This window comes from Streptomyces sp. NPDC059852, from assembly GCF_042731455.1.
Taxonomy (GTDB): domain Bacteria; phylum Actinomycetota; class Actinomycetes; order Streptomycetales; family Streptomycetaceae; genus Streptomyces.
Map to the genome: position 1 here is coordinate 23,182 of NZ_JBHWJK010000005.1, position 21,990 is coordinate 45,171.

The 21,990-nt window shown below is 73.7% G+C and carries 20 protein-coding genes; 10 read left to right on the plus strand and 10 right to left on the minus strand.

Translation table 11 applies throughout. The annotated features are described in order from the left end of the window. Nucleotides 1-27: 27 nt before the first annotated feature. Nucleotides 28-2,469, plus strand: a complete 2,442-nt coding sequence (locus ACFV46_RS08065; protein ID WP_385497442.1) for a right-handed parallel beta-helix repeat-containing protein — start codon at nucleotides 28-30, stop codon at nucleotides 2,467-2,469. A 24-nt stretch (nucleotides 2,470-2,493) separates the two neighbouring features. Here the strand turns inward: ACFV46_RS08065 and ACFV46_RS08070 are convergent, their stop codons facing one another. Further along, the gene (locus ACFV46_RS08070) at nucleotides 2,494-4,833 is read right to left on the minus strand and encodes a hypothetical protein (protein WP_385497443.1); all 2,340 of its coding nucleotides are present in this window, start codon (nucleotides 4,831-4,833) and stop codon (nucleotides 2,494-2,496) included. 289 nt (nucleotides 4,834-5,122) lie between these two features. Here ACFV46_RS08070 and ACFV46_RS08075 point away from each other — a divergent pair, with 289 nt between their 5' ends. Both ACFV46_RS08075 and ACFV46_RS08080 read left to right on the plus strand, forming a co-directional pair. Further along, on the plus strand, nucleotides 5,123-5,950 hold the full coding sequence (locus ACFV46_RS08075) for a DeoR/GlpR family DNA-binding transcription regulator (protein WP_361929006.1): 828 nt from the start codon (nucleotides 5,123-5,125) through the stop codon (nucleotides 5,948-5,950). 60 nt (nucleotides 5,951-6,010) lie between these two features. Beyond that, nucleotides 6,011-6,490 carry an SRPBCC family protein gene (locus ACFV46_RS08080; RefSeq protein WP_385497444.1) on the plus strand — a complete coding sequence of 160 codons (480 nt, stop codon included), beginning with the start codon at nucleotides 6,011-6,013 and terminating at the stop codon, nucleotides 6,488-6,490. A gap of 31 nt (nucleotides 6,491-6,521) precedes the next feature. Here ACFV46_RS08080 and ACFV46_RS08085 read toward each other — a convergent pair whose 3' ends face one another. Beyond that, a complete protein-coding gene (locus ACFV46_RS08085) occupies nucleotides 6,522-7,646 on the minus strand; it encodes a PLP-dependent cysteine synthase family protein (RefSeq protein WP_385497445.1) in 1,125 nt (374 codons plus the stop codon). A gap of 324 nt (nucleotides 7,647-7,970) precedes the next feature. Between ACFV46_RS08085 and ACFV46_RS08090 the strand changes: the two genes are divergently transcribed. Together ACFV46_RS08090 and ACFV46_RS08095 are read left to right on the plus strand one after the other, a co-directional pair. Further along, nucleotides 7,971-8,294: a hypothetical protein gene (locus tag ACFV46_RS08090; protein ID WP_385497448.1), complete on the plus strand. Its 324-nt coding sequence runs from the start codon at nucleotides 7,971-7,973 to the stop codon at nucleotides 8,292-8,294. Between the two features lie 184 nt (nucleotides 8,295-8,478). Next, entirely contained in the window at nucleotides 8,479-9,021 is a 543-nt protein-coding gene (locus ACFV46_RS08095; RefSeq protein WP_376729788.1) for an ATP-binding protein, read from the plus strand. 41 nt (nucleotides 9,022-9,062) lie between these two features. On the opposite strand, the gene ACFV46_RS08100 is transcribed toward ACFV46_RS08095, so the two are convergent. The 4 genes from ACFV46_RS08100 to ACFV46_RS08115 form a co-directional block, all read right to left on the minus strand. Further along, the gene (locus tag ACFV46_RS08100) at nucleotides 9,063-9,344 is read right to left on the minus strand and encodes an SHOCT domain-containing protein (protein WP_376729789.1); all 282 of its coding nucleotides are present in this window, start codon (nucleotides 9,342-9,344) and stop codon (nucleotides 9,063-9,065) included. Nucleotides 9,345-9,466: 122 nt separating this feature from the next. Next, nucleotides 9,467-9,910: an RpiB/LacA/LacB family sugar-phosphate isomerase gene (locus tag ACFV46_RS08105; RefSeq protein ID WP_361929019.1), complete on the minus strand. Its 444-nt coding sequence runs from the start codon at nucleotides 9,908-9,910 to the stop codon at nucleotides 9,467-9,469. A gap of 10 nt (nucleotides 9,911-9,920) precedes the next feature. Continuing rightward, a complete protein-coding gene (locus tag ACFV46_RS08110; RefSeq protein ID WP_361929022.1) occupies nucleotides 9,921-11,165 on the minus strand; it encodes an ROK family protein in 1,245 nt (414 codons plus the stop codon). A gap of 36 nt (nucleotides 11,166-11,201) precedes the next feature. After that, entirely contained in the window at nucleotides 11,202-11,843 is a 642-nt protein-coding gene (locus ACFV46_RS08115; RefSeq protein ID WP_385497449.1) for an alpha-ketoglutarate-dependent dioxygenase AlkB family protein, read from the minus strand. A gap of 91 nt (nucleotides 11,844-11,934) precedes the next feature. Between ACFV46_RS08115 and ACFV46_RS08120 the strand changes: the two genes are divergently transcribed. Continuing rightward, nucleotides 11,935-13,068: a methyltransferase gene (locus ACFV46_RS08120; protein ID WP_385497663.1), complete on the plus strand. Its 1,134-nt coding sequence runs from the start codon at nucleotides 11,935-11,937 to the stop codon at nucleotides 13,066-13,068. A gap of 6 nt (nucleotides 13,069-13,074) precedes the next feature. Here ACFV46_RS08120 and ACFV46_RS08125 read toward each other — a convergent pair whose 3' ends face one another. Next, nucleotides 13,075-13,932 (minus strand): ketose-bisphosphate aldolase, encoded by an 858-nt coding sequence (locus tag ACFV46_RS08125; protein ID WP_361929026.1) that lies wholly within the window; start codon nucleotides 13,930-13,932, stop codon nucleotides 13,075-13,077. 86 nt (nucleotides 13,933-14,018) lie between these two features. After that, nucleotides 14,019-14,900, minus strand: a complete 882-nt coding sequence (locus ACFV46_RS08130) for an SIS domain-containing protein (RefSeq protein WP_385497450.1) — start codon at nucleotides 14,898-14,900, stop codon at nucleotides 14,019-14,021. 131 nt (nucleotides 14,901-15,031) lie between these two features. Between ACFV46_RS08130 and ACFV46_RS08135 the strand changes: the two genes are divergently transcribed. Continuing rightward, on the plus strand, nucleotides 15,032-15,811 hold the full coding sequence (locus ACFV46_RS08135; RefSeq protein WP_376729792.1) for a DeoR/GlpR family DNA-binding transcription regulator: 780 nt from the start codon (nucleotides 15,032-15,034) through the stop codon (nucleotides 15,809-15,811). 90 nt (nucleotides 15,812-15,901) lie between these two features. After that, entirely contained in the window at nucleotides 15,902-17,737 is a 1,836-nt protein-coding gene (locus ACFV46_RS08140) for a glycoside hydrolase family 15 protein (RefSeq protein ID WP_385497451.1), read from the plus strand. Between the two features lie 3 nt (nucleotides 17,738-17,740). Here the strand turns inward: ACFV46_RS08140 and ACFV46_RS08145 are convergent, their stop codons facing one another. Further along, complete coding sequence (locus ACFV46_RS08145) at nucleotides 17,741-18,715, minus strand: hypothetical protein (RefSeq protein WP_385497452.1); 975 nt, start codon at nucleotides 18,713-18,715, stop codon at nucleotides 17,741-17,743. Between the two features lie 197 nt (nucleotides 18,716-18,912). Here ACFV46_RS08145 and ACFV46_RS08150 point away from each other — a divergent pair, with 197 nt between their 5' ends. Both ACFV46_RS08150 and ACFV46_RS08155 read left to right on the plus strand, forming a co-directional pair. Next, nucleotides 18,913-19,128, plus strand: coding sequence for a heavy-metal-associated domain-containing protein (locus tag ACFV46_RS08150; protein WP_385497453.1), 216 nt, complete (start codon nucleotides 18,913-18,915; stop codon nucleotides 19,126-19,128). 64 nt (nucleotides 19,129-19,192) lie between these two features. Next, entirely contained in the window at nucleotides 19,193-21,454 is a 2,262-nt protein-coding gene (locus tag ACFV46_RS08155) for a heavy metal translocating P-type ATPase (protein WP_385497455.1), read from the plus strand. Nucleotides 21,455-21,533: 79 nt separating this feature from the next. Here ACFV46_RS08155 and ACFV46_RS08160 read toward each other — a convergent pair whose 3' ends face one another. Next, complete coding sequence (locus tag ACFV46_RS08160) at nucleotides 21,534-21,986, minus strand: phospholipase (protein ID WP_361929042.1); 453 nt, start codon at nucleotides 21,984-21,986, stop codon at nucleotides 21,534-21,536. Nucleotides 21,987-21,990: the final 4 nt, after the last annotated feature.

A 21,990-nucleotide genomic window follows, 5' to 3' on the forward strand; every position in this document is an offset into this window, starting at 1 on the left:
ACTACGAGGTGGGGGCACGTCAACACCATGGCACAGGGCACGGTCCAGGTGACGCACACCGGCACTTCGCGGTGGCGGCGCCGCACGGGTGAGTACGCGTCGCTCGCCGCCGCCCTGGAGGCCGCGGCCGACGGTGACGTCCTCACCGTCGCCCCCGGCACCTACCGGGAGAACCTCGTGGTGCAGCGGGCGGTCACCCTGCGCGGCCCCGAGGGCTCCCCCGGCTCGGTGCGCATCGCGCCCCTGGACGGCGTGCCGTTGACGGTGCGCGCCTCGGCGGTGGTGCTGGACCTGCATGTGGAGGGACAGGACGCGGCGGCGCCCGCGCTGCTGGTCGAGGAGGGCACTCCTGAGCTGTCCGGCATGCGGATCGTCACCCGCTCCTCGGCCGGGATCGAGGTGCGTGGCGGCGCCCGGCCCACGGTGCGGCGCTGCACCGTCGACAATCCGGCCGGCGTCGGTATCGCCGTGCTCGACGGCGGCGGCGGGGTGTTCGAGGAGTGCGAGGTCGTGGCGGCCGGCCAGGCCGGCATCGCGGTGCGCGGCGGCGGGCATCCCCGCCTGGACCGCTGCCGGGTGCACCACGCCTCCGGCTCGGGCCTGACGGCGACCGGGGACAACTCCGCGCTGGAGGCCGTCGGTTGCGAGATCTACGAGGTGCGGGGCTCCGGGGTGCAGATCACCGGCCGGGCCACCGCCCACCTCACCGACTGCGACGTGCACCGCACCACGTCCGACGGGGTCACCCTCGACACGGACGCCGTGCTGACCCTGGCGGACTGCCGCATCCACGACGTCCCGGAGAACGCGGTCGACCTGCGGTCGCGCTCGGTGCTCACCCTCACCCGCACGACGGTGCGTCAGTTCGGGCGCAACGGCCTGTCCGTGTGGGACCCGGGCACCCGCGTCGACGCCAACCAGTGCGAGATCTTCGACAGCACGGGCGACTACCCGGCGGTCTGGGTCAGCGACGGCGCCACCGCGGTGCTGGACTCCTGCCGGGTGCACGACGTGCCGGACGCGTTGTTCGTCCTCGACCGGGGCTCGCGCGCCGACGTCGTGGACAGCGACCTGTCCCAGGTGCGCAACACCGCGGTGTCCGTGAGCGACGGCGCCACCGCCCAGCTCGACGACTGCCGTATCCGGGACGCCGCGACGGGCGCCTGGTTCCGTGACCACGGCAGCGGCGGCACGCTCAACAACTGCACGGTGGACGGCACACAGACCGGGGTGATCGTCACCAAGGGCGCCGACCCGACGATCGAGCGCTGCACCGTCGACTCCCCGGCGGAGGCCGGCTTCTACGTCTCGGCGGGCGGCCGCGGCACCTTCCTGAACTGCCGGGTCCGGGGCAGCGCCGGCTACGGCTTCCATGTGATCGACGGCTGCCGTACGACGCTGCGCAGGTGCCGCACCGAGCGCTGCGCGCGCGGGGGTTACGAGTTCGCGGAGGGGGGCGCCGACGGGCCGGGGTCGGGCCCGGACGTGGAGGACTGCACGAGCGACGAGAGCGCGGGCCTGCGGCAGCCTCCCTCGGCGCCGGAGCCCGTGGTGCAGACCGCGCACCAGTCGCCCGGCGGCCTCCTCGGCTCCGTCCCGGTACCGCGCGCCGTCGACGAGGAGGCGGCCGCCACCGTCCCGCTTCCCGAGCAGGCGACCCGGACCTCCCAGGACGTCCTCGGTGAACTGGACGCGCTGGTCGGCCTGGAGAGCGTCAAGCGCGAGGTGCGGGCGCTGACCGACATGATCGAGGTGGGCCGGCGGCGCCGCGAGGCCGGGCTGAAGGCGGCCTCGGTCAAGCGGCATCTGGTCTTCACCGGCTCCCCCGGCACCGGCAAGACGACGGTCGCCCGTCTCTACGGCGAGATCCTCGCCTCCCTGGGCGTGCTGGAGAAGGGGCACCTGGTGGAGGTGTCCCGGGTCGACCTGGTGGGCGAGCACATCGGCTCCACGGCGATCCGCACCCAGGAGGCGTTCGAGAAGGCGCGCGGCGGGGTGCTGTTCATCGACGAGGCGTACGCGCTGTCTCCGGAGGACTCGGGCCGGGACTTCGGCAAGGAGGCCATCGACACCCTGGTGAAGCTGATGGAGGACCACCGGGACGCGGTCGTCGTGATCGTCGCGGGCTACACCGCGGAGATGGAGCGCTTCCTCCAGGTCAACCCAGGCGTGGCGTCCCGTTTCTCACGGACCATCACCTTCAGCGACTACGGCCCCGAGGAGCTGCTGCGCATCGTGGAGCAGCAGGCCGAGGAGCACGAGTACCGGCTGGGCCCGGGCGTAGCCGAGGCGCTGCAGAAGTACTTCACGGTGCTCCCGAAGGGCCCCGCGTTCGGCAACGGCCGTACGGCCCGGCAGACCTTCGAGGCGATGGTGGAGCGGCACGCGGGCCGTGTCGCCCAGCTTCCGGAGCCCAGCACGGACGATCTGACGCTGCTGTACACCGAGGACCTGCCGGAGCCGGCCTGACCCGGGCGGGACGCCGGCCTCCGGTCAGCTCTCGGGGCGCTGCCCCGGCACCTCCGGGTGCAGCCGGCCGAGCAGCCGTTCCCGTTCCTCCGCGAAGGCGGGGTCGGCCTGGTAGTCGCTGTGGCCGTGGATCGGCGCGGGCAGCGGGTGCTCGGGGGTGCGCCCGTAGGCCAGCGGATCCCTGAGGGCCTCGCGGTCCACGGCAGGGCCCGTGTCGCCGGGCAGCCGGACCGGCCCGCCGATGGGGTCGGTGCGCCGGTACAGGTTGCGCCAGCAGTCCACCTCGGCGTGCAGCGAGGCGAGCGCGTCGGGGCCGAAGTGGGCGGGGAACCAGCGGCCGTAGAGGCGTTCCAGCGGGGAGCCGTAGGTGAGCAGCGCGACCCGTCTCCGGTCGGCCGGGGTGAGCTGCCAGGCCGCGGCCGCCGCGAGGACGCTGCCCTGGGAGTGCCCGGAGAGGACCAGGCGGCGGCCCTCCTCGGCACGGGTCCAGGTGGCGATCCGCCAGGTCAGGTCGGGCACCGCGCGTTCGGCGTAGCAGGGCGGCGCGAAGGGATGGGCGGCGCGCGGCCAGAAGGTGCCGACGTCCCAGAGGATGCCGATGGTGCGGCGGGCGGAGGCGTCCTTGTAGGCGCGCCGGCCCCAGGTGACGAACAGCAGGAAGCCGAAGCCGATGAGCCAGGAGCCGAGGGCCTGCGCGGTCTGGGCGGCACCGTGCACGACGGCGTAGGAGTCCTCCGCGGTCTCGCCGGGGGTGTCCCCGGTGGTCAGCGCCCCGACGAGGGCTCCGGCCCCGAGCAGCAGGGTCGCGACGGCGGTGACGGCGACGACGAGGGGCGCGCGGTCGGTGAGGGTGGCCATGGCGCGGGTGCTCGCGATCCGGCGGGTGCGCACGAGGTCGTGCGGTTCGTCGGCGTAGTCCGCCTCGACGGCGGCGAGTTCGGCGCGGCGCAGCAGGAAGGCGCGCCGCGCCAGCAGGCCGAGGAGCAGCAGCAGGAGGACCAGCAGCGGAGGGATGACGGACGCCTGCCAGGTCAGCACGACGGGCGGGCCGGGGATCGACGCGCCGGTCCCGTCCAGCCAGTCCGCGACGCGCTGGGAGACGCCGCCGGACATCACGCCGCCGAGGGCGCAGGCCAGCATCACGACGGCGGGTCCGCCGAGGCCGCGCATCGCGGCGCGCGGGTCGGGTGCCGTGCGGTGCAGGAGGTGCGCGACGACGGCGAGGGTGACGGCGGTCAGGCCCTGGAGGAGGGCGAGGGCACCGAAGGTGGCGTCGCCCGGGAGGCGGCCCGCCGACTGCCAGCCGGGCCGCTCCCAGCCGGCGTAGACGAGGGTGAGCACGAGCAGGGCGAGGGCGGCGAGCGGCAGGCGGCGGACCAGGTGGGCGTCGAGTTCGCGGTCGATCCGGTTCTCGCTGCGGCCCCGGCGGCCCACCACCCACACCACGGCGGCCACGCCCACGACGAGGGCCGCGTCGAGGAGCCGGCCGAGCACGTCGAGCAGCGGGGGGCCGCCGGGGCGGCGGTCGAAGCGGGCCGCGGCGGAACCGACGGCGGCGGCCACCGTCAGCAGTCCGGCGGCGGTGTGCGCGGCCCGCAGCCGGGCGACCAGGCGCCGGCCGTACCAGAAGCCGGGCCGGCCCAGGGCGGTGCCGCCGGCCGTCTCGTCGGGTTCGGGCTGCTGGGACATGGGCTGCTGGGACTCGTACGCGCTCCAGGTGCGCCGGGAGAGGTACCAGAGCAGTCCGGTGAGGGCCGTGGGCACGACGGCGGCCAGGGCGAGTCTGCGGCCGGGTCTGCTCCACCAGCCGCCGTCCGACAGGAAGCCCAGCCAGCTGTGCCGGTCGGCGCAGGCGTCGGTGCCGGCGCACTGCCAGGCCGTGAGGTCCAGGGCGACCTCGCAGGCGGCGGCGACGAGGAGCACGGTCAGGGTGAGCCCCGCGAGCCGGACGAGCAGGCCGTACAGACGGATCGTGCGGGCGCGGTCGCGGGCGGCGGGGCGCATCCAGTGGGCGAGGTTGACCACCATGAACGGCAGGAGCAGGAGCCACAACGCGCGGGCGCTGTTGCCGGAGGTGAGGTTGCACCAGACGTACGCCTCGGGCACCGGCCGGCCCCGGTAGTCATCGGGCCGGTCCTCGGCGTCGACGTCGTCGGCGCGGCGGAAGACGGCGGCGGTGTCGTCGCCGGTGATCCGCTCGGTCCGCGGGTCGTCGAGCATCTGCTGCGGTGTGGTGCCGCCGACGCCGTGGACGAGGAGCTCCAGGGCGATCCTGGCCTCCCCGGCGCCGGGACCGCAGGTGTCCGGCGGTCCCGGCGCCGTGTCCTCGCTCTTCGTCGAGGCGGGTCGCTGTGCACGATCCATCTCCGGCACCTCCCCCGTGACGAGCCTTCGCGTGTGTCCGTGCGGGCACAGGATCTCCGTTCCCGAGCCCTCGTACACCTGCCGTCACGGAATCTCCCCGGAGCGTGTGCGGCCCGGGGTGGACGGCCCGCCGGAATGTGGCATGCACGCGTCGGGGCGGCCGGTGGCGCGGGTGGGCGCGGCCCGTGCGAGGATGGGTCGTCCCGCGCCCCGGCAGGGGCGAGAATGTCCTTGTCGGACAGGGTGGCGGGGCAGGTCGGACGGCAGCGGCGAGAGGACCGGAGCGTACGTGAGCGAGAATCAGAACCTCCTCGCGGAGCAGCGACGCGCCCTGATCCTGGACGAGGTACGGCGCCGCGGCGGGGTGCGGGTCAACGAGCTGACCCGCAAGCTCGGCGTGTCGGACATGACGGTGCGCCGGGACCTCGACGCGCTCGCCCGGCAGGGCGTGCTGGAGAAGGTGCACGGCGGCGCCGTCCCGGTGGTCGAGGCGAGCACCCACGAGCCGGGCTTCGAGGCCAAGTCGGGGCTGGAGCTGACGGCGAAGGAGGACATCGCGCGGGCGGCGGCCGAGCTGGTCGCGCCGGGCAGCGCGATCGCCCTGTCGGGCGGCACGACGACGTTCGCGCTGGCGCATCGGCTGGTCGACGTCCCCGATCTGACGGTGGTCACCAACTCGGTGCGGGTGGCCGACGTCTTCCACGCCGCGCAGCGCACGACCGGCCCCCGGCAGGGCGCGGCCACGGTCGTGCTCACCGGCGGGGTGCGCACCCCGTCCGACTCGCTGGTGGGCCCGGTCGCCGACCAGGCGATCGCGGCGCTCCACTTCGACATGCTGTTCCTCGGTGTGCACGGCATATCGGCCGAGGCGGGCCTGTCGACGCCGAATCTGGCGGAGGCCGAGACCAACCGGCGTCTGGTGCAGTCGGCGCGGCGTGTCGTGGTGATCGCCGACCACACCAAGTGGGGTGTGGTGGGGCTGAGTTCGTTCGCGGGACTGGAGCAGGTCGACACCCTGGTCACCGACTCCGGGCTGGACGCGGGCGTCCGCGCGGAGATCGCGGAGCATCTGCGGCTGGTGGTGGCGGGCGAGCCCGATGAGGGTGCAGACATCTGACGAAGCGCCAACTAGGGTGACGCTGCCCGGTGCAGCATCACCCACAGGGGGTTGTCGTCCATGGCTCATCTGCTGCGTGAAGTGGGGCTCGACTTCGTCGGGGCCGCTCCCGTACGGCATGTCTTCGCACGGGAGACGGCCGCGCCGCCCGAGGCGGTGTACGCGGCGCTCGCCGAGGACGTGGCGGGCTGGACGCGGTGGTTCTCGGCGGTGACGCTGGCGCGGCCGATCGACGGCGGGGCGCGGCGGGAGATCCGGCTCAGGGGCGGCGGCCGGTTCGAGGAGACGGTGCTCGCCGCCGAGCGCCCCGCGGTGTACGCCTACCGCGTCGATCTGGCGAACGCGCCGGGATCGCGGGCGATCGTCGAGGAGTGGCGGCTCACCCCGTCCGGTGCCGGCACCCGGGTCCAGTGGACCGTCGCGGTGGACGGCACGGCCCCCTTCCGGGCCTCGGTGCGGCTGGCGCGCGCCGGTTTCGCCCGGGCGTTCCGGGGCGCGGTGACCTCCCTGGACCGGCGGCTGGCCGCCTCGGCGTCCTGAAGCGCGCCCTGAACCGGCGCCCCGCGCGGGCTCACTCGGGCCAGACGCCCGTGGCGAGCATCTGATCGAGGGCCGCCGCGTACGGCGTGATGTCGAGGCCCTGCTCGGCGAGCCAGGCGTCCGAGTAGTACTTGTCGAGGTACCGGTCCCCCGGGTCGCACAGCAGCGTCACCACGCTGCCCCGGCGCCCCTCGGACACCATCTCGGCGACGATCTTCAGCGCGCTCCACAGGCCGGTGCCCGTGGAGCCGCCCGCCTTGCGGCCGATGGCCCGCTCCAGGGCGCGTACGGCGGCGACGCTGGCGGCGTCGGGCACCTTCATCATGCGGTCGACGGCGCCGGGCACGAAGCTCGGCTCCATCCGGGGCCGGCCGATGCCCTCGATCCGGGAGCCGCAGTCGCAGGTGACATGGGCGTCGCCGGTCGTCCAGCCCTCGAAGAAACAGGAGTTCTCCGGGTCGGCCACGCAGATGCGGGTGTCGTACTGCATGTAGTGGACGTACCGGGCGAGGGTCGCCGAGGTGCCGCCGGTGCCGGCCGTGGCGACGATCCACGCGGGCTCCGGGAACCTCTCGAGGCGCAGCTGGCGGAAGATGGACTCGGCGATGTTGTTGTTGCCCCGCCAGTCCGTGGCCCGTTCCGCGTAGGTGAACTGGTCCATGTAGTGGCCGCCCGTCTCCCCCGCGAGGCGGGCCGACTCCTCGTACATCCGCCGGGAGTCGTCCACGAAGTGGCACCGGCCGCCGTGGAACTCGATGAGACGGCACTTCTCGGCGCTCGTCGTGCGGGGCATGACCGCGATGAAGGGCACGCCGATCAGCTTGGCGAAGTACGCCTCGGAAACGGCCGTCGAGCCGCTGGACGCCTCGATCACCGGACGGTCCGGCCGGATCCAGCCGTTGCAGAGGCCGTACAGGAACAGCGAGCGGGCCAGCCGGTGCTTGAGGCTGCCGGTGGGGTGCGTGGACTCGTCCTTGAGGTACAGGTCGATGCCCCACCGCTCGGGCAGCGGGAAGCGCAGCAGATGCGTGTCGGCCGAACGGTTCGCGTCCGCCTGCACCTTGCGCACGGCGTCTTTCAGCCAGGCGCGATAGGCGGGATCGCTGCGGTCGACGTCGAGGGTCACGCCGGACGGGGTCTGCTGGACGGTGCTCACGGCGCTGCTCCTCGGGCTCGCGGCAGCGGCGGACCACGCTGCCGTCCCTTCGAGCATAAACATCTTCCGCACGCTTCTCACCTGCATAAACACACCTTTGAGAGCCTCAAAGGCACCCCTGGGTGGGCGCTCGCGGCGCACCCGGTGGGGGCGCATCCGCACGAGTGCTCCGAGCGCCCCCGGCGAGGGGCACGCGCGCACTGGTGCGCGACGCGGGACGGGGGCAGACTGCACCCGACGGGGTGCACACTGGATCACGACCGGGGACCCGGACCGGTCCCGCGCGGAGCGGGCCGGCCACCGAGACGCACGAGGGGGCGGGGCATGGCGGAGGACGAGTTCACGGCCAAGGGCGTGCGGATCGGGAAGCGGCTGCGCTCCCTGACCCGGGCCGGACAGGTGCGGATAAGCGACGGCCGGGTGCAGCTACTCACCAGCTACGGCAGCGAGATCGACAGCGCGCCGGTGCAGTCGGTCCGCGCGTCCCGGCCCTGGTTCGCGCCCGACGACCGGGCCCTCGCCGACCTCAACGGCAAGCGCTACTCACTGACGTTGGGGGATCACGACCCCGCCCCGGGCGAGCCCGGACCGCCGGCCGCGCGCCGGTTCATCGAAGCCGTCCGAAGGGCTGCGGGGCGTGACGACTGAGTCACCAAGAGTTGCGTCCCCGCGCCTCCTGCGCCACGCTGGTCTCACGTCACTCTGGGTTTACCGGCGATAACGCTGCGAACCAGCCCGCCGGCCACGACAGCAGGCGGCCGTTTCCTTCAAGCACCCTGCTGGATCCGTACTCCGTGTTCTTCCGGACCTCTTCAGTCGGGGAGTCGCAGCCGTGATCAGTTACCCAAGCAGGCACTGCGCGGTGGAGCTCCAAGCCCTGCCGTCGCGGATCGGCCAGGTCCGCAGAATCGTATCGGCGCAGTTGCGCTACTGGCATCTGGACCCGTTGATAGACCGCGCTGCGCTCGGCGTGACCGAGCTGCTGACCAACGTCCATCAGCACGCACGGCCGGACAAGACGTGCACCGTGGAGATCGAGCTGCTGCTCGACCGCCTGACGGTGTCCGTGCACGACCACGACCCGCGGCTCCCGGTCGCCGCCGGCCCCGGGGACACCGAGGCGCTCGCCACCTGCGGGCGCGGGCTCGCGATGGTCGCGGCCCTCAGCGAGAGCTGGGGCGTGCGGCCAAAGGGCGAGTCCGGCAAGGTCGTGTGGTTCTCGCTCCCGACGCCCGGTGCGGCGCCGTCCGCGACCGCGCGGCCCCCGCGCCGCGTCACCGTGGAGCAGCCCGTGCGCCGTCTCGCGGCGGTCGGTCCGCCGGTCGACCTGCGTCGGCCGGAACGCGCTCCCGCCCGGTCGGCCGTTGCCGGCTGACCGGGCGGTGAGGGGGGACAGAGGGCCGCCACGCCGGGGCGTCACACGGGGCCGTCCTTGCCCGTGCGGCCGAACTCCTCGTTGAGGACGGACAGGCGGCGCCAGTACTCGTCCTCGTCGATCTCGCCGGAGGCGAACCGGTGGCCGAGGACGGTGATCGGCGAGCTGTCGTCGGGACGGGTGGGCCGTGGGCCACGGCGGCCGCGCCACGCCGTGCGGCGCAGCAGCGTGATGCCGCCGATCACGACGGCCGCCCAGATCAGCGGGAACAGCAGGATCCACGGGCCGGGCCCGCCGTCGGCGAAGTGTGCGAGGGTCTGCATCTGGAGTCATCTCCCGGGTCGGTCCGCACGTTCTGCGGTGATGACTCGAGCGTCGCGCCGCGAGGGTGCCCGCGTCGTCGTACGGCCAGCGGCACCGTGCGTACCCCCCGGGGAGTACGCCGTCAGCTCCCGTCGGGCCCTTCGAGGTACGCCACGTTCTCCCGGTCCTCGGCGTCGGTGCCGGCCCCGGTGCCGAACCAGGCGTCGAGGATCTCCTCGAGCAGCGGCCCCGAGGTCAGGCGCAGACTGAGGGCGAGCACGTTGGCGTCGTTCCAGCGGCGGGCGCCCTGCGCCGTGTACGCGTCGGTGCACAGGGCCGCGCGGACGCCCGGCACCTTGTTCGCCGCGATGGACGCCCCTGTGCCGGTCCAGCAGCACACCACCGCCTGGTCGGCCGTGCCGGCCGCGACCTCACGGGCCGCCGCCTGCGAGCAGACGGCCCAGCGCACGTCGTCGCCGGGGCTGAGCGCGCCGTGCGCGAGCACGTCGTGGCCCCGGTCGCGCAGCTCGGCGACGAGGAGCCGGGCGACGGGTTCGTCCATGTCCGAGGAGACGGCGATCCGCATGGCAGGAAGCCTACGACGCGAGGGCGGCGAGCGGGTCGTCGAGCACGGGCTGCCACGCCAACTCGGCGGCGCCGACGAGGCTGTTGTGGTCCAGGCTGCACGCGAGGACCGGGACGCCGCCGCTCTGGCCCCACAGGCTGCGGTCCGCGACGACCGCGCGCAGCCGTCCGGGGTCGGCGTCGAAGAGGGTGCCGTGCAGACCGCCGAGGATGATGCGGTCGGGGTTCAGGATGTTGACCAGACCCGCCAGGCCGAGGCCGAGCCGGTCGATGAGGGCCTCGGTGGCGGTGCGGACCGTCGGGTCGTCGTAGTGGCCGCGGATCAGGTCGTTGGCCTGCTGGAGCAGCGACACCACCGGGCCGGGTTCGCGGCCGGCCGCCGTGAGGAGGGCCAGTGGGTCGGCCTCGACGTCCAGGCAGCCCCGGCTGCCGCAGTGGCAGGGCCGGCCCTCCGGGTTGACGGTGAGGTGGCCGACCTCCAGGGCCAGACCCGAACTGCCGGTGTGCAGACGGCCGTCCAGGACGAGCGCGCCGCCGACGCCCCGGTGCCCGGTGGCCACGCACAGCAGGTCGCGGGCGCCCCGACCGGCGCCGTGCCGGTGCTCGGCGAGGGCGGCGAGGTTGACGTCGTTGCCGGCGAACGCCGGTCCGGTGATCCCGGCCGCGCGTACGCACTCGGTGAAGATACGGCGGACGGGGGCGCCCGCCGGCCACGCCAGGTGCAGCGGGTTGAGGGCGAGGCCGTCCGGTTCGGCGACGGCGGACGGGACGGCGAGCCCCGCGCCGACACAGCGCCGACCGGTCTCGTTCAGCAGGTCCGCGCCGGCCTCGACGACCGAGCCGAGCACCTTCGCCGGGTCGGCGTCCACGGTCTCGCAGCCCGGAGCGGTGGCGACGATCCGGCCGCCGAGGCCGACCAGCGCCGCCCGGAACCCGTCGGCGTGCACCTGGGCGGCGAGGACGACCGGGCCGTCCTCGGCGACGGACAGCCGGTGCGAGGGCCGCCCCTGGGAGCCGGCCGCGGCGGCCGGCCGGGCGTCGACCCTGATCAGCCCGAGCGCCTCCAGCTCGGCGGCGACCACCCCGGCCGTCGCCCGGGTGACCCCGAGTTCGGCGGTGAGGACGGCGCGCGTGGGGGCGCGTCCGGTGTGCACGAGCTCCAACGCGGGTCCGAGCGCACCGCGCCCCCGCTCCAGTCGCGTCCTCGGGGTGGTGGTCCCTTCCCCCGCAGGCCGGGGGTCCGCCTTGCCGCTCATGAGGGCGAGTCTCCCATGATCCCGGAACGCGGTGACCTACAGCCCGCTCACTCTCAGCGTGACGTTCAGCCGCCCCGTGAGCCCCAGCTCCGGGGGCGCGGTGCCCGGGTGCACCTTGGGAACGCCGTGGTAGACGAGCCGCGAGGGTCCGCCGAACACGAAGAGGTCGCCGCTGCGCAGTTCGAGGTCCGTGTACGGCCGGGTCCGGGTCCCGGTGTTGCCGAAGCGGAAGACGCAGGTGTCGCCGAGGCTCAGGGACACCACGGGTGCCGTGGACCGCTCGTCGGCGTCGCGGTGCATGCCCATGAGGGCGTCGGAGTCGTAGAAGTTGATCAGCGCGATGTCGTACGGCCCCGCCTCCTCGCCGAGGGCGTCGCGCACCGCCCGCCGGGCCAGGGTGCCGAGCCGGTCGGGGAACGGTTTGACCGGGGCGCCGTCGCCGTCGACGACCGTGCGGGCGTAGGCGTACGGATACCAGTGCCAGCCGAGGCACACCTGCCGGGCCGTCATGGTGCCGCCGCCGGGTGTGCGGACGGTGCGCAGTCCGGCCGGGGGGCGGGCCCACGCACGGCAGGCGTCCAGCAGCTCGCGCTGGGCCCCGGCGTCCAGCCAGTCGGGCAGGTGCACCGCGCCGGGCGCGACGACGGCGCGCTCGCGCGGGAACAGCTCGGCCTCCATGTCCCCCATCCTCCCCCACCGCACGCCGTCACGGCCGGGGGGCGGGCGGGCGGCCGTGGTCGCTTAGCCTTGACGCACGATGAACGACCGGATGACGACGCCCTGGGGCGATCTCGCGCTGACCCGTTTCCCCGAGGACCCCCGCGACAGGCTGCGCGCCTGGGACGCCTCCGACGAGTACCTCCTGGCGCACCTCGCCGAACAGGACGTGCCGCTGTCGGGCACGGTCGTGGCCGTCGGCGACCGCTGGGGCGCCCTGGTCACGGCGCTGGCGGCGCACCGGCCCACCCAGATCACGGACTCGTGGCTCGCCCAGGAGGCCACTCGGGCCAACCTCGCCCGGCACGGCGTCGAGCCCGGCACGGTCCGGTTGCTCACCACGCAGGACCCGCCGCCGGAGCGCGTCGACGTGCTCCTGGTGCGGGTGCCGAAGAGCCTGGCACTGCTGGAGGACCAGTTGCTGCGGCTGGCGCCCTCGGTGCACGAGGGCACGGTCGTCGTGGGCGCCGGCATGGTCCGGGAGATCCACACGTCCACGCTGGAGCTGTTCGAGCGGATCCTCGGTCCGACCCGGACGTCGCTGGCGAGGCGCAAGGCCCGGCTGATCTTCTGCACGCCGGAGCCGGCGGCGGAGCGCCCCGTGAACCCGTGGCCGCGCACCTACACGCTGCCCGACGGGGTCGGGGCGGCCTCCGGGAGCACGGTCGTCAATCACGCCGGTGTGTTCTGCGCGGACCGTCTCGACATCGGCACCCGGTTCTTCCTGGCCCATCTGCCGGGCGGGCGGGGCCCGCGGCGGGTGGTGGACCTCGGCTGCGGCAACGGCGTCGTGGGCACGGCGGCGGCGCTGGCGAACCCGGAGGCCGAGGTGCTGTTCGTCGACGAGTCCTTCCAGGCCGTGGCCTCGGCGGAGGCCACGTTCAAGGCGAACGGGGTGCCCGGGCACGCCGAGTTCCGCGTGGGCGACGGGATGGCGGGCGTGCCGGACGGCAGCGTCGACCTGGTGCTGAACAATCCGCCGTTCCACTCCCACCAGGCCACCACCGACGCGACGGCCTGGCGGATGTTCACGGGAGCGCGGCGGGCGCTGCGGCCGGGCGGCGAGCTGTGGGTGGTCGGCAACCGGCATCTCGGCTACCACGTGAAGCTGCGGCGGCTGTTCGGGAACAGCGAAGTGGTCGCCTCCGACCCGAAGTTCGTGGTGCTGCGGGCGGTCCGCCGGTAGCCGCCGTCAGCGGGTGCGGCGCAGCACCGAGATGATCCCGGCGACCGTGCTCACCATCGCCTCCCGTCCCACGCTGAGGTAGGTGCGCGAGTCGACGGCGTCCGGGTGGGCCGCGAGGAAGTCACGGATCGCGGTCGTCATCGCGATGTTGAGGGCGGTGCCGACGTTCACCTTGGCGATGCCGCCGACGACCGCCTCGGTCAGCTCGCCGTCGGGGACGCCGGAGGAGCCGTGCAGGACGAGGGGGACGTCCAGGGCGGCGGACAGACGCTTGAGCAGGGCGTGGTCGAGGGCGGCGGTGCGGGTCGTCATGGCGTGCGAGCTGCCGACGGCGACGGCGAGGGCGTCCACTCCGGAGTCGGCGACGAACGCGCTCGCCTCGGCAGGGTCGGTGCGGGCGCCGGGGGCGTGCGCGTCGAGCGGCGGCTGCCCGTTCTTGCCGCCGACGCGCCCCAGTTCGGCCTCGATCCACAGGCCCTGCGCGTGCGCCCAGTCCGCGGCGGCCTTGGTCGCGGCGAGATTGTCGAGGTAGGGCAGCCGGGCCGCGTCGTACATCACGGAGCTGAACCCGGCGGCGGGCGCCTGGCGCAGCAGGTCGTCGCTCTGCACATGGTCCAGGTGCAGGGCGACGGGGACGGCGGCGCGTTCGGCGGCGGCGACGGCCGCGCGGGCGAGCGGCATGAGCCGTCCGTAGCGGAACTTGACGGCGTTCTCGCTGACCTGGAGGACGACGGGGGAACCGGCGCTCTCCGCACCGGCGACGACCGCCTCCACGTGTTCCAGGGTGATGACGTTGAACGCGGCGACGGCGGAGCGGTCGGCGGCGGCGCGGGTGACGAGCTCGCCGGTGGTCACGAGGGGCACGGCCTGTCCTTTCTGGGCGGACGGCGGACGCCGGCCGGGGGCGGGCACGCCAGGAGGGGCGGGCGCGTCGGGGGAGGGCGGGCGCGTCAGGGCGCGAGGATCACCGAGCGGGTGAGGTGGCGCGGCCGGTCGGGGTCGAGGCCGCGGGCGGCGGCGACGGCGACGGCGAGCCGCTGGGCGCGGACCAGTTCGGCGAGCGGGTCGAGCCGGCCCTCGATCCACCGGGCGCCGGTGGCGCCGACCTGGGCGGCCAGCCCTTCGGGGGCCTCGCCGAACATCCAGGTCGCGGTGTTGGTGGTGGTGACGCTGATGGGGCCGTGCCGGTACTCCATCGCCGGGTACGCCTCCGTCCAGGAGAGGGACGCCTCGCGCATCTTCAGGGCGGCCTCGTTGGCGAGGCCGACGGTCCAGCCGCGACCCAGGAAGGTGAACTGCGCGCATCCGGCGAGCCCGTCGGGGAGGGCGTCGGTGAGCGCGGTGCGGGCGTCGGCGACGGCGGCCTCGGGGTGGAGTCCGAGGTGGGCGCGGAGCAGGGTGAGCGCGGTGGTGGCGAAGCGCGTCTGCACGACGGAGCGTTCATCGGCGTAGTCGAGGACGACGAGGTCGTCGGCGGCCGTCATGACGGGGGTGTCCGGGTCGGCGGTGATCGCCGTGGTGCGGGTCCGCCCCTTCGCCCGCTCCAGCAGGTCCAGGACCTCGGTGGTGGTGCCGGACCGGGTGAGAGCGACGATCCGGTCGTAGGCGCGCCCGGCCGGGAACTCGGAGGCGGCGAAGGCGTCCGTCTCGCCCTTACCCGCCCCTTCGCGCAGCGCGGCGTACGCCTGCGCCATGAAGTACGAGGTGCCGCAGCCGACGACCGCGACCCGCTCCCCCGCCTCCGGCAGCCTCCCGCCGGTGGCGGAGGCGTCCGCCGCGGCACGGGTCCAGCACTCCGGCTGGCTGTTGAGCTCGTCCTCGACATGCGTCATGCCGTCACCCTCCCGGCCAATCGACCTGAATGCTCGTTCCTGCAAGATAGAGCGAGCTTTCGAGCAGAATCAAGCAAATGACGGGAACGAGCGTGCGCTAAGGTCGCGGGAGATCGAGGAACGGAGGGCGGATGTCGCGCGACGCCCGGTGGAAGGCGCTGTTGGACCTGCTGGTGGAGCGGGGCCGGCTGGACGTCGAGGAGGCGGCCGCCGAGCTGGAGGTCTCCGCCGCCACGATCCGCCGCGACCTCGACCAGCTCGCCGCGCAGCAGATGCTGGTCCGCACGCGTGGCGGCGCGGTCGTGCACGGGGTGTCGTACGAGCTGCCGCTGCGCTACAAGACCGCGCGCAACGCCTCCGAGAAGCAGCGCATCGCCGGTGCGGTGGCCGATCTCCTCGCGCCGGGCGAGGCGGTCGGGCTGACCGGCGGCACGACGACGACCGAGGTGGCCCGCGCCCTCGCCGTGCGCGACGACCTCACCTCGAACACGCCCGCGCTGACCGTCGTCACCAACGCGCTCAACATCGCCAACGAGCTCGCCGTACGGCCCCAGTTCAAGATCGTGCTGACCGGCGGGGTGGCGCGACCGCAGTCGTACGAGCTGATCGGCCCGCTCGCGGACGGCGTGCTGTCCCAGATCACCCTCGATGTGGCGGTGCTCGGTGTCGTGGCCCTCGACGTCACGTACGGGGCGGCCGCGCACGACGAGGCGGAGGCCGCGATCAACCGGCTGCTGTGCGAGCGCGCCGAGCGGGTGATCGTGGCGGCGGACTCCAGCAAGCTCGGCCGGCGGGCCTTCGCCCGGATCTGCGCGGTGGACACCGTGGACACCCTGGTCACCGACACGGCGGCCGACCCGGACCTGGTGCGCGGCTTCGAGGAGGCCGGCCTGCGGGTCCTCACGGTCTGAGCGCCCGCGCCTCCGGTCGTCCGACGAGGCCCGTCCGCCCGTTTCCTTCTACGCTGGGGAGCGAGCGCATGGCGGGCCGAGGAGGCTGCGATGAGCACGACTCCCATCGAGGCGGACGCACCCGGGGCGAAGGGGTACGTGCCGATCGCCGACCACGGGCTGATCGGCGATCTGCGCAGTGTGGCCCTGGTGGGCATGGACGGCACGATCGACTGGTACTGCTGCGGGGCGTTCGACTCCCCCAGCGTCTTCGCCTCCATCCTGGACACCTCGCGCGGCGGATGCTTCGAGCTGTCGGCCGCGGTCCCGGCGCGGACCAAGCAGTTCTACTTCCCCGACACGAATGTGCTGATCACCCGGTTCTTCACCGAGGACGGGGTCGGGGAGATCCAGGACTTCATGCCGGTCGGCATGGGGCCGGCCGAGGCGGACCGGCACCGGCTGATCCGGCGTGTGGTGTGCGTCCGCGGATCGATCCCGTTCCGCACCCGTATCGCGCCGCGCTTCGGCTACGGCGCCGACCCGCACACCGTGCGCATGATCGACGGCGTGGCGGTCTTCGAGTCCGCGAAACTGTCGCTGGGCCTGACCTCGACCGTGCCGCTGGAGATCGACGGACCCGACGTCCACGCCGAGTTCAAGATCGCCGAGGGCGAGGGTGCGGTCTTCGCGCTGGACCAGGTCGGCGGCGAGGTGACCCCGCGGCGCTGCGCGTGGACCGAGGCGGAGGAGGACCTGCGCGGCACCGTGGCGTACTGGCGGCGCTGGCTGGCCTCCTCCAAGTACCGGGGCCGCTGGCGGGAGATGGTGCACCGCTCGGCCCTCACCCTGAAGCTGCTCACCTACGCCCCGACCGGCGCCATCGTGGCCGCGCCGACCACGAGCCTGCCCGAACAGCTGGGCGGCGAACGCAACTGGGACTACCGGTACACGTGGGTGCGTGACGCCGCCTTCGCGGTGTACGCGATGCTGCGGCTGGGGTTCACCGACGAGGCCGAGGCTTTCATGCGGTTCCTGAGCCGGCACATCACCCCGGGCGACGGCCGGGGCTCGGGGCCGTTGCAGATCATGTACGGCATCGACGGCCGCGCCGACATCCCCGAGCGGGAACTCGGCCACCTGGAGGGACACTTGGGGTCGGCGCCGGTCCGGGTCGGCAACGCCGCCGTCGACCAGCTCCAGCTCGACATCTACGGCGCGCTGATCGACTCGGTCTATCTGTACGACAAGTGGGCGCAGCCGATCTCCAGCGACCAGTGGGACGACGTGTGCGCACTGGTCGACTGGGTGTGCGCGCACTGGGACCAGCCCGACGAGGGGATCTGGGAGACGCGCGGCGGACGCAAGAGGTTCCTGTACTCCCGGCTGATGTGCTGGGTGGCGATCGAGCGGGCCATCCGTATGGCGAACCGGCGCGGTCTGCCCGCCGACCTGATCCACTGGCAGAGGTGCCGGGACACCATCTACCGGCGGATCATGAGCCACGGCTGGTCCCCGTCCCGGCAGGCGTTCGTGCAGCACGAGGACACCGACGTACTGGACGCGGCCGTCCTGATGATGCCGCTGACGAAGTTCATCGCGCCGACCGACCCCAAATGGCTGTCCACGCTGGACGCTCTCGCCGGGGAGCTGGTCTCCGACTCGCTGGTCTACCGGTACGACCCGAGGATCAGCCCGGACGGTCTGCACGGCGCCGAGGGCACGTTCTCCATCTGCTCCTTCTGGTACGTGGAGGCGCTGGTGCACGCGGGCCGGCTGGACGAGGCGCGGCTGGCCTTCGAGAAGATGCTGACGTACGCCAACCATCTGGGCCTGTACGCCGAGGAGATCAGCCACACCGGCGAGCAACAGGGCAACTTCCCGCAGGCGTTCACGCATCTGGCCCTGATCAGCGCCGCGTACAACCTGGACCGGGCGCTGGGCTGAGCGTCAGTGCCCGTGCCCGGACGCGTCGTCGTGCGGCGCGGAGTGGTCCTCCGGGGGCGCCGGGGTGCCGGTCCGGACCGTGAAGGCCGCCGTGTGGACCCTGCCCTCGTGCTGGAAGTCGAGGAAGAGCCGGTAGGTGCCGGTGCTCGGCGCCGTGGCCGTGAAGGAGATGTCCGGGCCGGGCTTCGTGGTGCCGTCGCCGGGTTCGCCGTTGGGGTGGACGTGCAGGTAGGCGAGGTCGCCGGAGCGCAGGGCGACCAGGTGGCCGTAGGCGCCCAGGTAGGGCTGGAGGTCGGTCACCGGGCGGCCGTCCCGGGAGACCTTGAGCTTCAGCTCGCCCGCCCTGCCCGGTCGCAGGGCGCCGTCGAGGCGGACCTCGTAGCCGTGGACCTTCGCGGTGCGCCGGGGCGCGGGCAGCGGCTGGGGCTCGTACGGGCCGGAGGCCGCCAGGTCCGCGCCCAGGGTGAGGCTCTCGGCGCCCTTCTTCGCCGGGGTGAAGTCGGCGAAGACCCGGTAGCCGCCGGCGCGGGGCAGGTCGACCGGGATGCTCCAGGTGCCGTCGGCGGCGCGGGCGGGGTGCAGATGGCGGTAGGTCCCCAGGTCGCGTGAGGCCACGATGAGGTGCAACTCCTTGTCGTGCTCGCGCTGGTAGGCGGTCACGGCGCGGCCCGCGCTGTCGCGGATGACGAAGCGGAGCTCGGAGCGCTCGCCGGCGGCGACCCGAGCGGTGGTGAGGTCGAGGGTGTAGCCGTTCTCCGAGATCTGGAGGCCCCCGGCGGGCTCGGCCTCGTGCCCGCCGTGGCCGCCCTGGCCGTCACCCTCGCTCTCCGGCTCCGAGGAGGCCCGCGGGTGGGTGTCGTGGCGGGCGGGCGCGGGGTCCTCGACGACGGGGTCGAAGGCCTCGCCCACGCCGTAGGCGGTGCCGAAGGTCGCGGCCAGCGCGGCGGTGAACGCGGTGATCCTCAGTCCGGCATGCATGGCGGTCTCCTGCGGGTCAGGTACGGCGTCGTGGTCGTTCGATGCACTTCACCATACCCCTGGGGGGTATCAAGTCAAGTCGGGGTCAGACTTGCTACGGCTACCCCCTGGGGGTATACATGGACTCCCGTAAGGGTACCCCCACCCCGTATCGGGGCCGATCTCGGCCCGCCGATCAAAGAGCGCAGGAGGACCTCATGTCCACGACCACGTACGCCGTCTCCGGGATGAGCTGCGGCCACTGCAGGGCCACGCTGACGGAGGCCATCGGAGGGATGGACGGCGTCACCGGTGTCGACATCGATCTCGCCACGGGTCACGTCACCGTCACCAGCGCCGCCGAGCCGGACGACTCCCGTGTCGCCGCGGTCGTGGACGACGCCGGCTACCGACTCACCGGCCGCGCCGCCTGATCCACTTCTCCCTTGGGGCCCGGAAGACACCGGGCCCCGACCGCATCCCGCACCAGGAGCAGCGATGACCACCACCGCGACCGGCCCGACGAGTGACGTGGAGCTCGTCATCGGCGGCATGACGTGCGCCTCGTGCGCCGCGCGCGTCGAGAAGAAACTGAACCGGATGGAGGGCGTGAGCGCCACCGTCAACTACGCGACGGAGAAGGCCAGGGTCAGTTTCGCCGCCGGGGTCACCGTCCCGGATCTGATCGCCACCGTGGAGGCGACCGGGTACACCGCCCGCGAGCCCGCGCCGCCCGCCCCCGAGGTGCCGGCGGACCAGGGCCGCGAGGAGGACGACGCCCTGCGGCCGCTCAGGCAGCGGCTGGTGACCGCGGTGGTCCTGGCGGTGCCCGTGGTCGCGATGGCGATGGTCCCGGCGCTCCAGTTCACGTACTGGCAGTGGCTGTCGCTCGCCCTGGCGGCGCCCGTCGTGACCTACGCCGCCTGGCCCTTCCACCGGGCCGCGTTCACCAATCTGCGGCACGGCGCCGCCACGATGGACACCCTGATCTCGGTCGGCACCTCGGCCGCGTTCCTGTGGTCGCTGTGGGCGCTGTTCCTGGGCACGGCGGGCGAGCCGGGCATGACGCACCCCTTCGAGCTGACGATCGCGCGCGGCGACGGCTCGGGGAACATCTATCTGGAGGCGGCGGCCGGTGTCACCGCCTTCATCCTGGCCGGGCGCTACTTCGAGGCCCGCTCCCGGCGCAAGGCCGGCGCGGCCCTGAAGGCCCTGCTGGAGCTGGGGGCCAAGGACGTCACCGTCCTGGGCCCGGACGGCACCGAACGAACCCGTCCCATCGCGGAGTTGGCGGTCGGCGACCGCTTCCTGGTCCGCCCCGGGGAGAAGATCGCGACCGACGGCACGGTGGTCGAGGGGTCGTCCGCGGTGGACGCCTCGATGCTGACCGGCGAATCCGTGCCGGTGGAGGTGACCGTGGGCGACCGGGTCACGGGCGCGACGCTCAACGCGGGAGGGCGGCTCGTCGTCGAGGCGACGCGGGTCGGGGCGGACACCCAGCTCGCGCGCATGGCCCGGCTGGTGGAGGACGCGCAGAACGGCAAGGCCGCCGCCCAGCGGCTCGCGGACCGGATCTCCGCCGTCTTCGTGCCCGTCGTCATCGCCCTCGCCCTGGGCACCCTCGGCTTCTGGCTGGGCAACGGCGCCGGACCCGCCGCCGCCTTCACGGCCGCCGTGGCCGTGCTCATCATCGCCTGCCCCTGCGCGCTGGGGCTGGCCACGCCGACCGCGCTCCTGGTGGGCACCGGGCGCGGCGCCCAGCTCGGCATCCTGATCAAGGGGCCCGAGGTGCTGGAGTCGACGCGCCGGGTCGACACCGTAGTCCTGGACAAGACGGGCACGGTCACGACCGGCAGGATGACGCTGCTCGCCGTGCGCACCGCCGCCGGCATCGCGGAGGAGGACGCCCTGCGGCTGGCGGGGGCGCTGGAGCACTCCTCCGAGCATCCGGTCGCCCGCGCGGTGGCCGAGGGGGCCCGGGCGCGGCTCGGTTCGCTTCCCGCGCCCGAGGACTTCGCGAACGTGCCGGGGCTCGGCGTGCGGGGTGTCGTCGAGGGACACACGGTGCTCGTGGGCCGCGAACGGCTGCTGGTGGAGCAGGACATGGAGCTGCCGGAGGAGCTGCGGCAGGCCCGGGAGGGCGCCGAGGCGGCCGGCCGTACCGCGATCGTCGTGGCCTGGGACGGGGCGGCGCGGGCTGTGCTGGAGGTCGCCGACGCGGTGAAGACGACCAGCCGGGAGGCCGTCGCGCGGCTGCGGGCCCTCGGTCTGACGCCGATGCTGCTGACGGGTGACAACCGGCGCGTTGCCAGGGCGGTCGCCCGTGAGGTCGGCATCGCGGCCGAGGACGTCATCGCCGAAGTGCTGCCGCAGGACAAGGCCGACATCGTCAAGCGCCTTCAGGGCGAGGGGCGTTCGGTCGCCATGGTGGGCGACGGCGTCAACGACGCGGCCGCGCTGGCCCAGGCCGACCTGGGGCTCGCGATGGGCACCGGTACGGACGCGGCGATCGAGGCGGGCGACCTCACCCTGGTGCGCGGCGACCTGCGCGCCGCCGCCGACGCCATCCGGCTCGCCCGCCGTACGCTCGGCACGATCCGGTCGAACCTGTTCTGGGCGTTCGCCTACAACGTCGCCGCGCTGCCGCTGGCCGCGGCCGGACTGCTCAACCCGATGATCGCGGGGGCGGCGATGGCCTTCTCCTCGGTCTTCGTGGTCGGCAACTCCCTGCGGCTGCGGTCCTTCCGGGCGGTGGACTGAGCCGGCCGGGAACGGGACGGGCGGGGAGCGAACGGAGGGGCGCCGTGGGAGCGGCGCCCCTCCGCCGTGCGCCGGCGGCTCAGCCGAAGGCCTTCACGGCCTGGTAGTAGGTCCACGCCGTGCTGTTGCAGGCGGTCTTGGAGGCGCCGCTGTAGCCGGCGCACACACGCTTGAGGTCTTCGTAGAAGGCGCTGTCCAGGCGGGACTTGTTGGCGCTGAACGTGCCCTGTGCCTTGTAGTTGCGGTAGCCGAAGTCGTGCCGGGCACAGGACGTGGAGAACGGGAAGCCGAAGGGGTTGTCCGGGGACGTGGAGCAGTAGTCGGTGGACCAGTCGAAGCCGTAGGCGGCCCAGGCCGACTGGTTGGAGCGGGCGGCGACCCAGGCGTTGTAGCTGGACGCGGACGTCTGCGTCCAGCTGGACAGGACCTGGGGCTTGTCCGCGGGGGCGGCCTGGGCGGCCGGTGCGAGGACGACGAGAGTCGCCACGGACACGGCCGAGGCGGCGAGAGCGGTGGTGAGTGTGCGGCGCATTTCC

What these genes read in the sequence shown, in the direction of transcription:
- ACFV46_RS08150 (WP_385497453.1), top strand. Translation starts at nt 18,913, where the DNA reads ATGTCCACGACCACGTACGCCGTCTCCGGGATGAGCTGCGGCCACTGC.
- ACFV46_RS08105 (WP_361929019.1), bottom strand. Translation starts at nt 9,910, where the DNA reads ATGCGGATCGCCGTCTCCTCGGACATGGACGAACCCGTCGCCCGGCTC.
- ACFV46_RS08115 (WP_385497449.1), bottom strand. Translation starts at nt 11,843, where the DNA reads ATGGAGGCCGAGCTGTTCCCGCGCGAGCGCGCCGTCGTCGCGCCCGGC.
- ACFV46_RS08155 (WP_385497455.1), top strand. Translation starts at nt 19,193, where the DNA reads ATGACCACCACCGCGACCGGCCCGACGAGTGACGTGGAGCTCGTCATC.
- ACFV46_RS08145 (WP_385497452.1), bottom strand. Translation starts at nt 18,715, where the DNA reads ATGCATGCCGGACTGAGGATCACCGCGTTCACCGCCGCGCTGGCCGCG.
- ACFV46_RS08100 (WP_376729789.1), bottom strand. Translation starts at nt 9,344, where the DNA reads ATGCAGACCCTCGCACACTTCGCCGACGGCGGGCCCGGCCCGTGGATC.
- ACFV46_RS08080 (WP_385497444.1), top strand. Translation starts at nt 6,011, where the DNA reads ATGGCTCATCTGCTGCGTGAAGTGGGGCTCGACTTCGTCGGGGCCGCT.
- ACFV46_RS08135 (WP_376729792.1), top strand. Translation starts at nt 15,032, where the DNA reads ATGTCGCGCGACGCCCGGTGGAAGGCGCTGTTGGACCTGCTGGTGGAG.
- ACFV46_RS08110 (WP_361929022.1), bottom strand. Translation starts at nt 11,165, where the DNA reads ATGAGCGGCAAGGCGGACCCCCGGCCTGCGGGGGAAGGGACCACCACC.
- ACFV46_RS08160 (WP_361929042.1), bottom strand. Translation starts at nt 21,986, where the DNA reads ATGCGCCGCACACTCACCACCGCTCTCGCCGCCTCGGCCGTGTCCGTG.
- ACFV46_RS08090 (WP_385497448.1), top strand. Translation starts at nt 7,971, where the DNA reads ATGGCGGAGGACGAGTTCACGGCCAAGGGCGTGCGGATCGGGAAGCGG.
- ACFV46_RS08120 (WP_385497663.1), top strand. Translation starts at nt 11,935, where the DNA reads ATGACGACGCCCTGGGGCGATCTCGCGCTGACCCGTTTCCCCGAGGAC.
- ACFV46_RS08140 (WP_385497451.1), top strand. Translation starts at nt 15,902, where the DNA reads ATGAGCACGACTCCCATCGAGGCGGACGCACCCGGGGCGAAGGGGTAC.
- ACFV46_RS08130 (WP_385497450.1), bottom strand. Translation starts at nt 14,900, where the DNA reads ATGACGCATGTCGAGGACGAGCTCAACAGCCAGCCGGAGTGCTGGACC.
- ACFV46_RS08070 (WP_385497443.1), bottom strand. Translation starts at nt 4,833, where the DNA reads ATGGATCGTGCACAGCGACCCGCCTCGACGAAGAGCGAGGACACGGCG.
- ACFV46_RS08065 (WP_385497442.1), top strand. Translation starts at nt 28, where the DNA reads ATGGCACAGGGCACGGTCCAGGTGACGCACACCGGCACTTCGCGGTGG.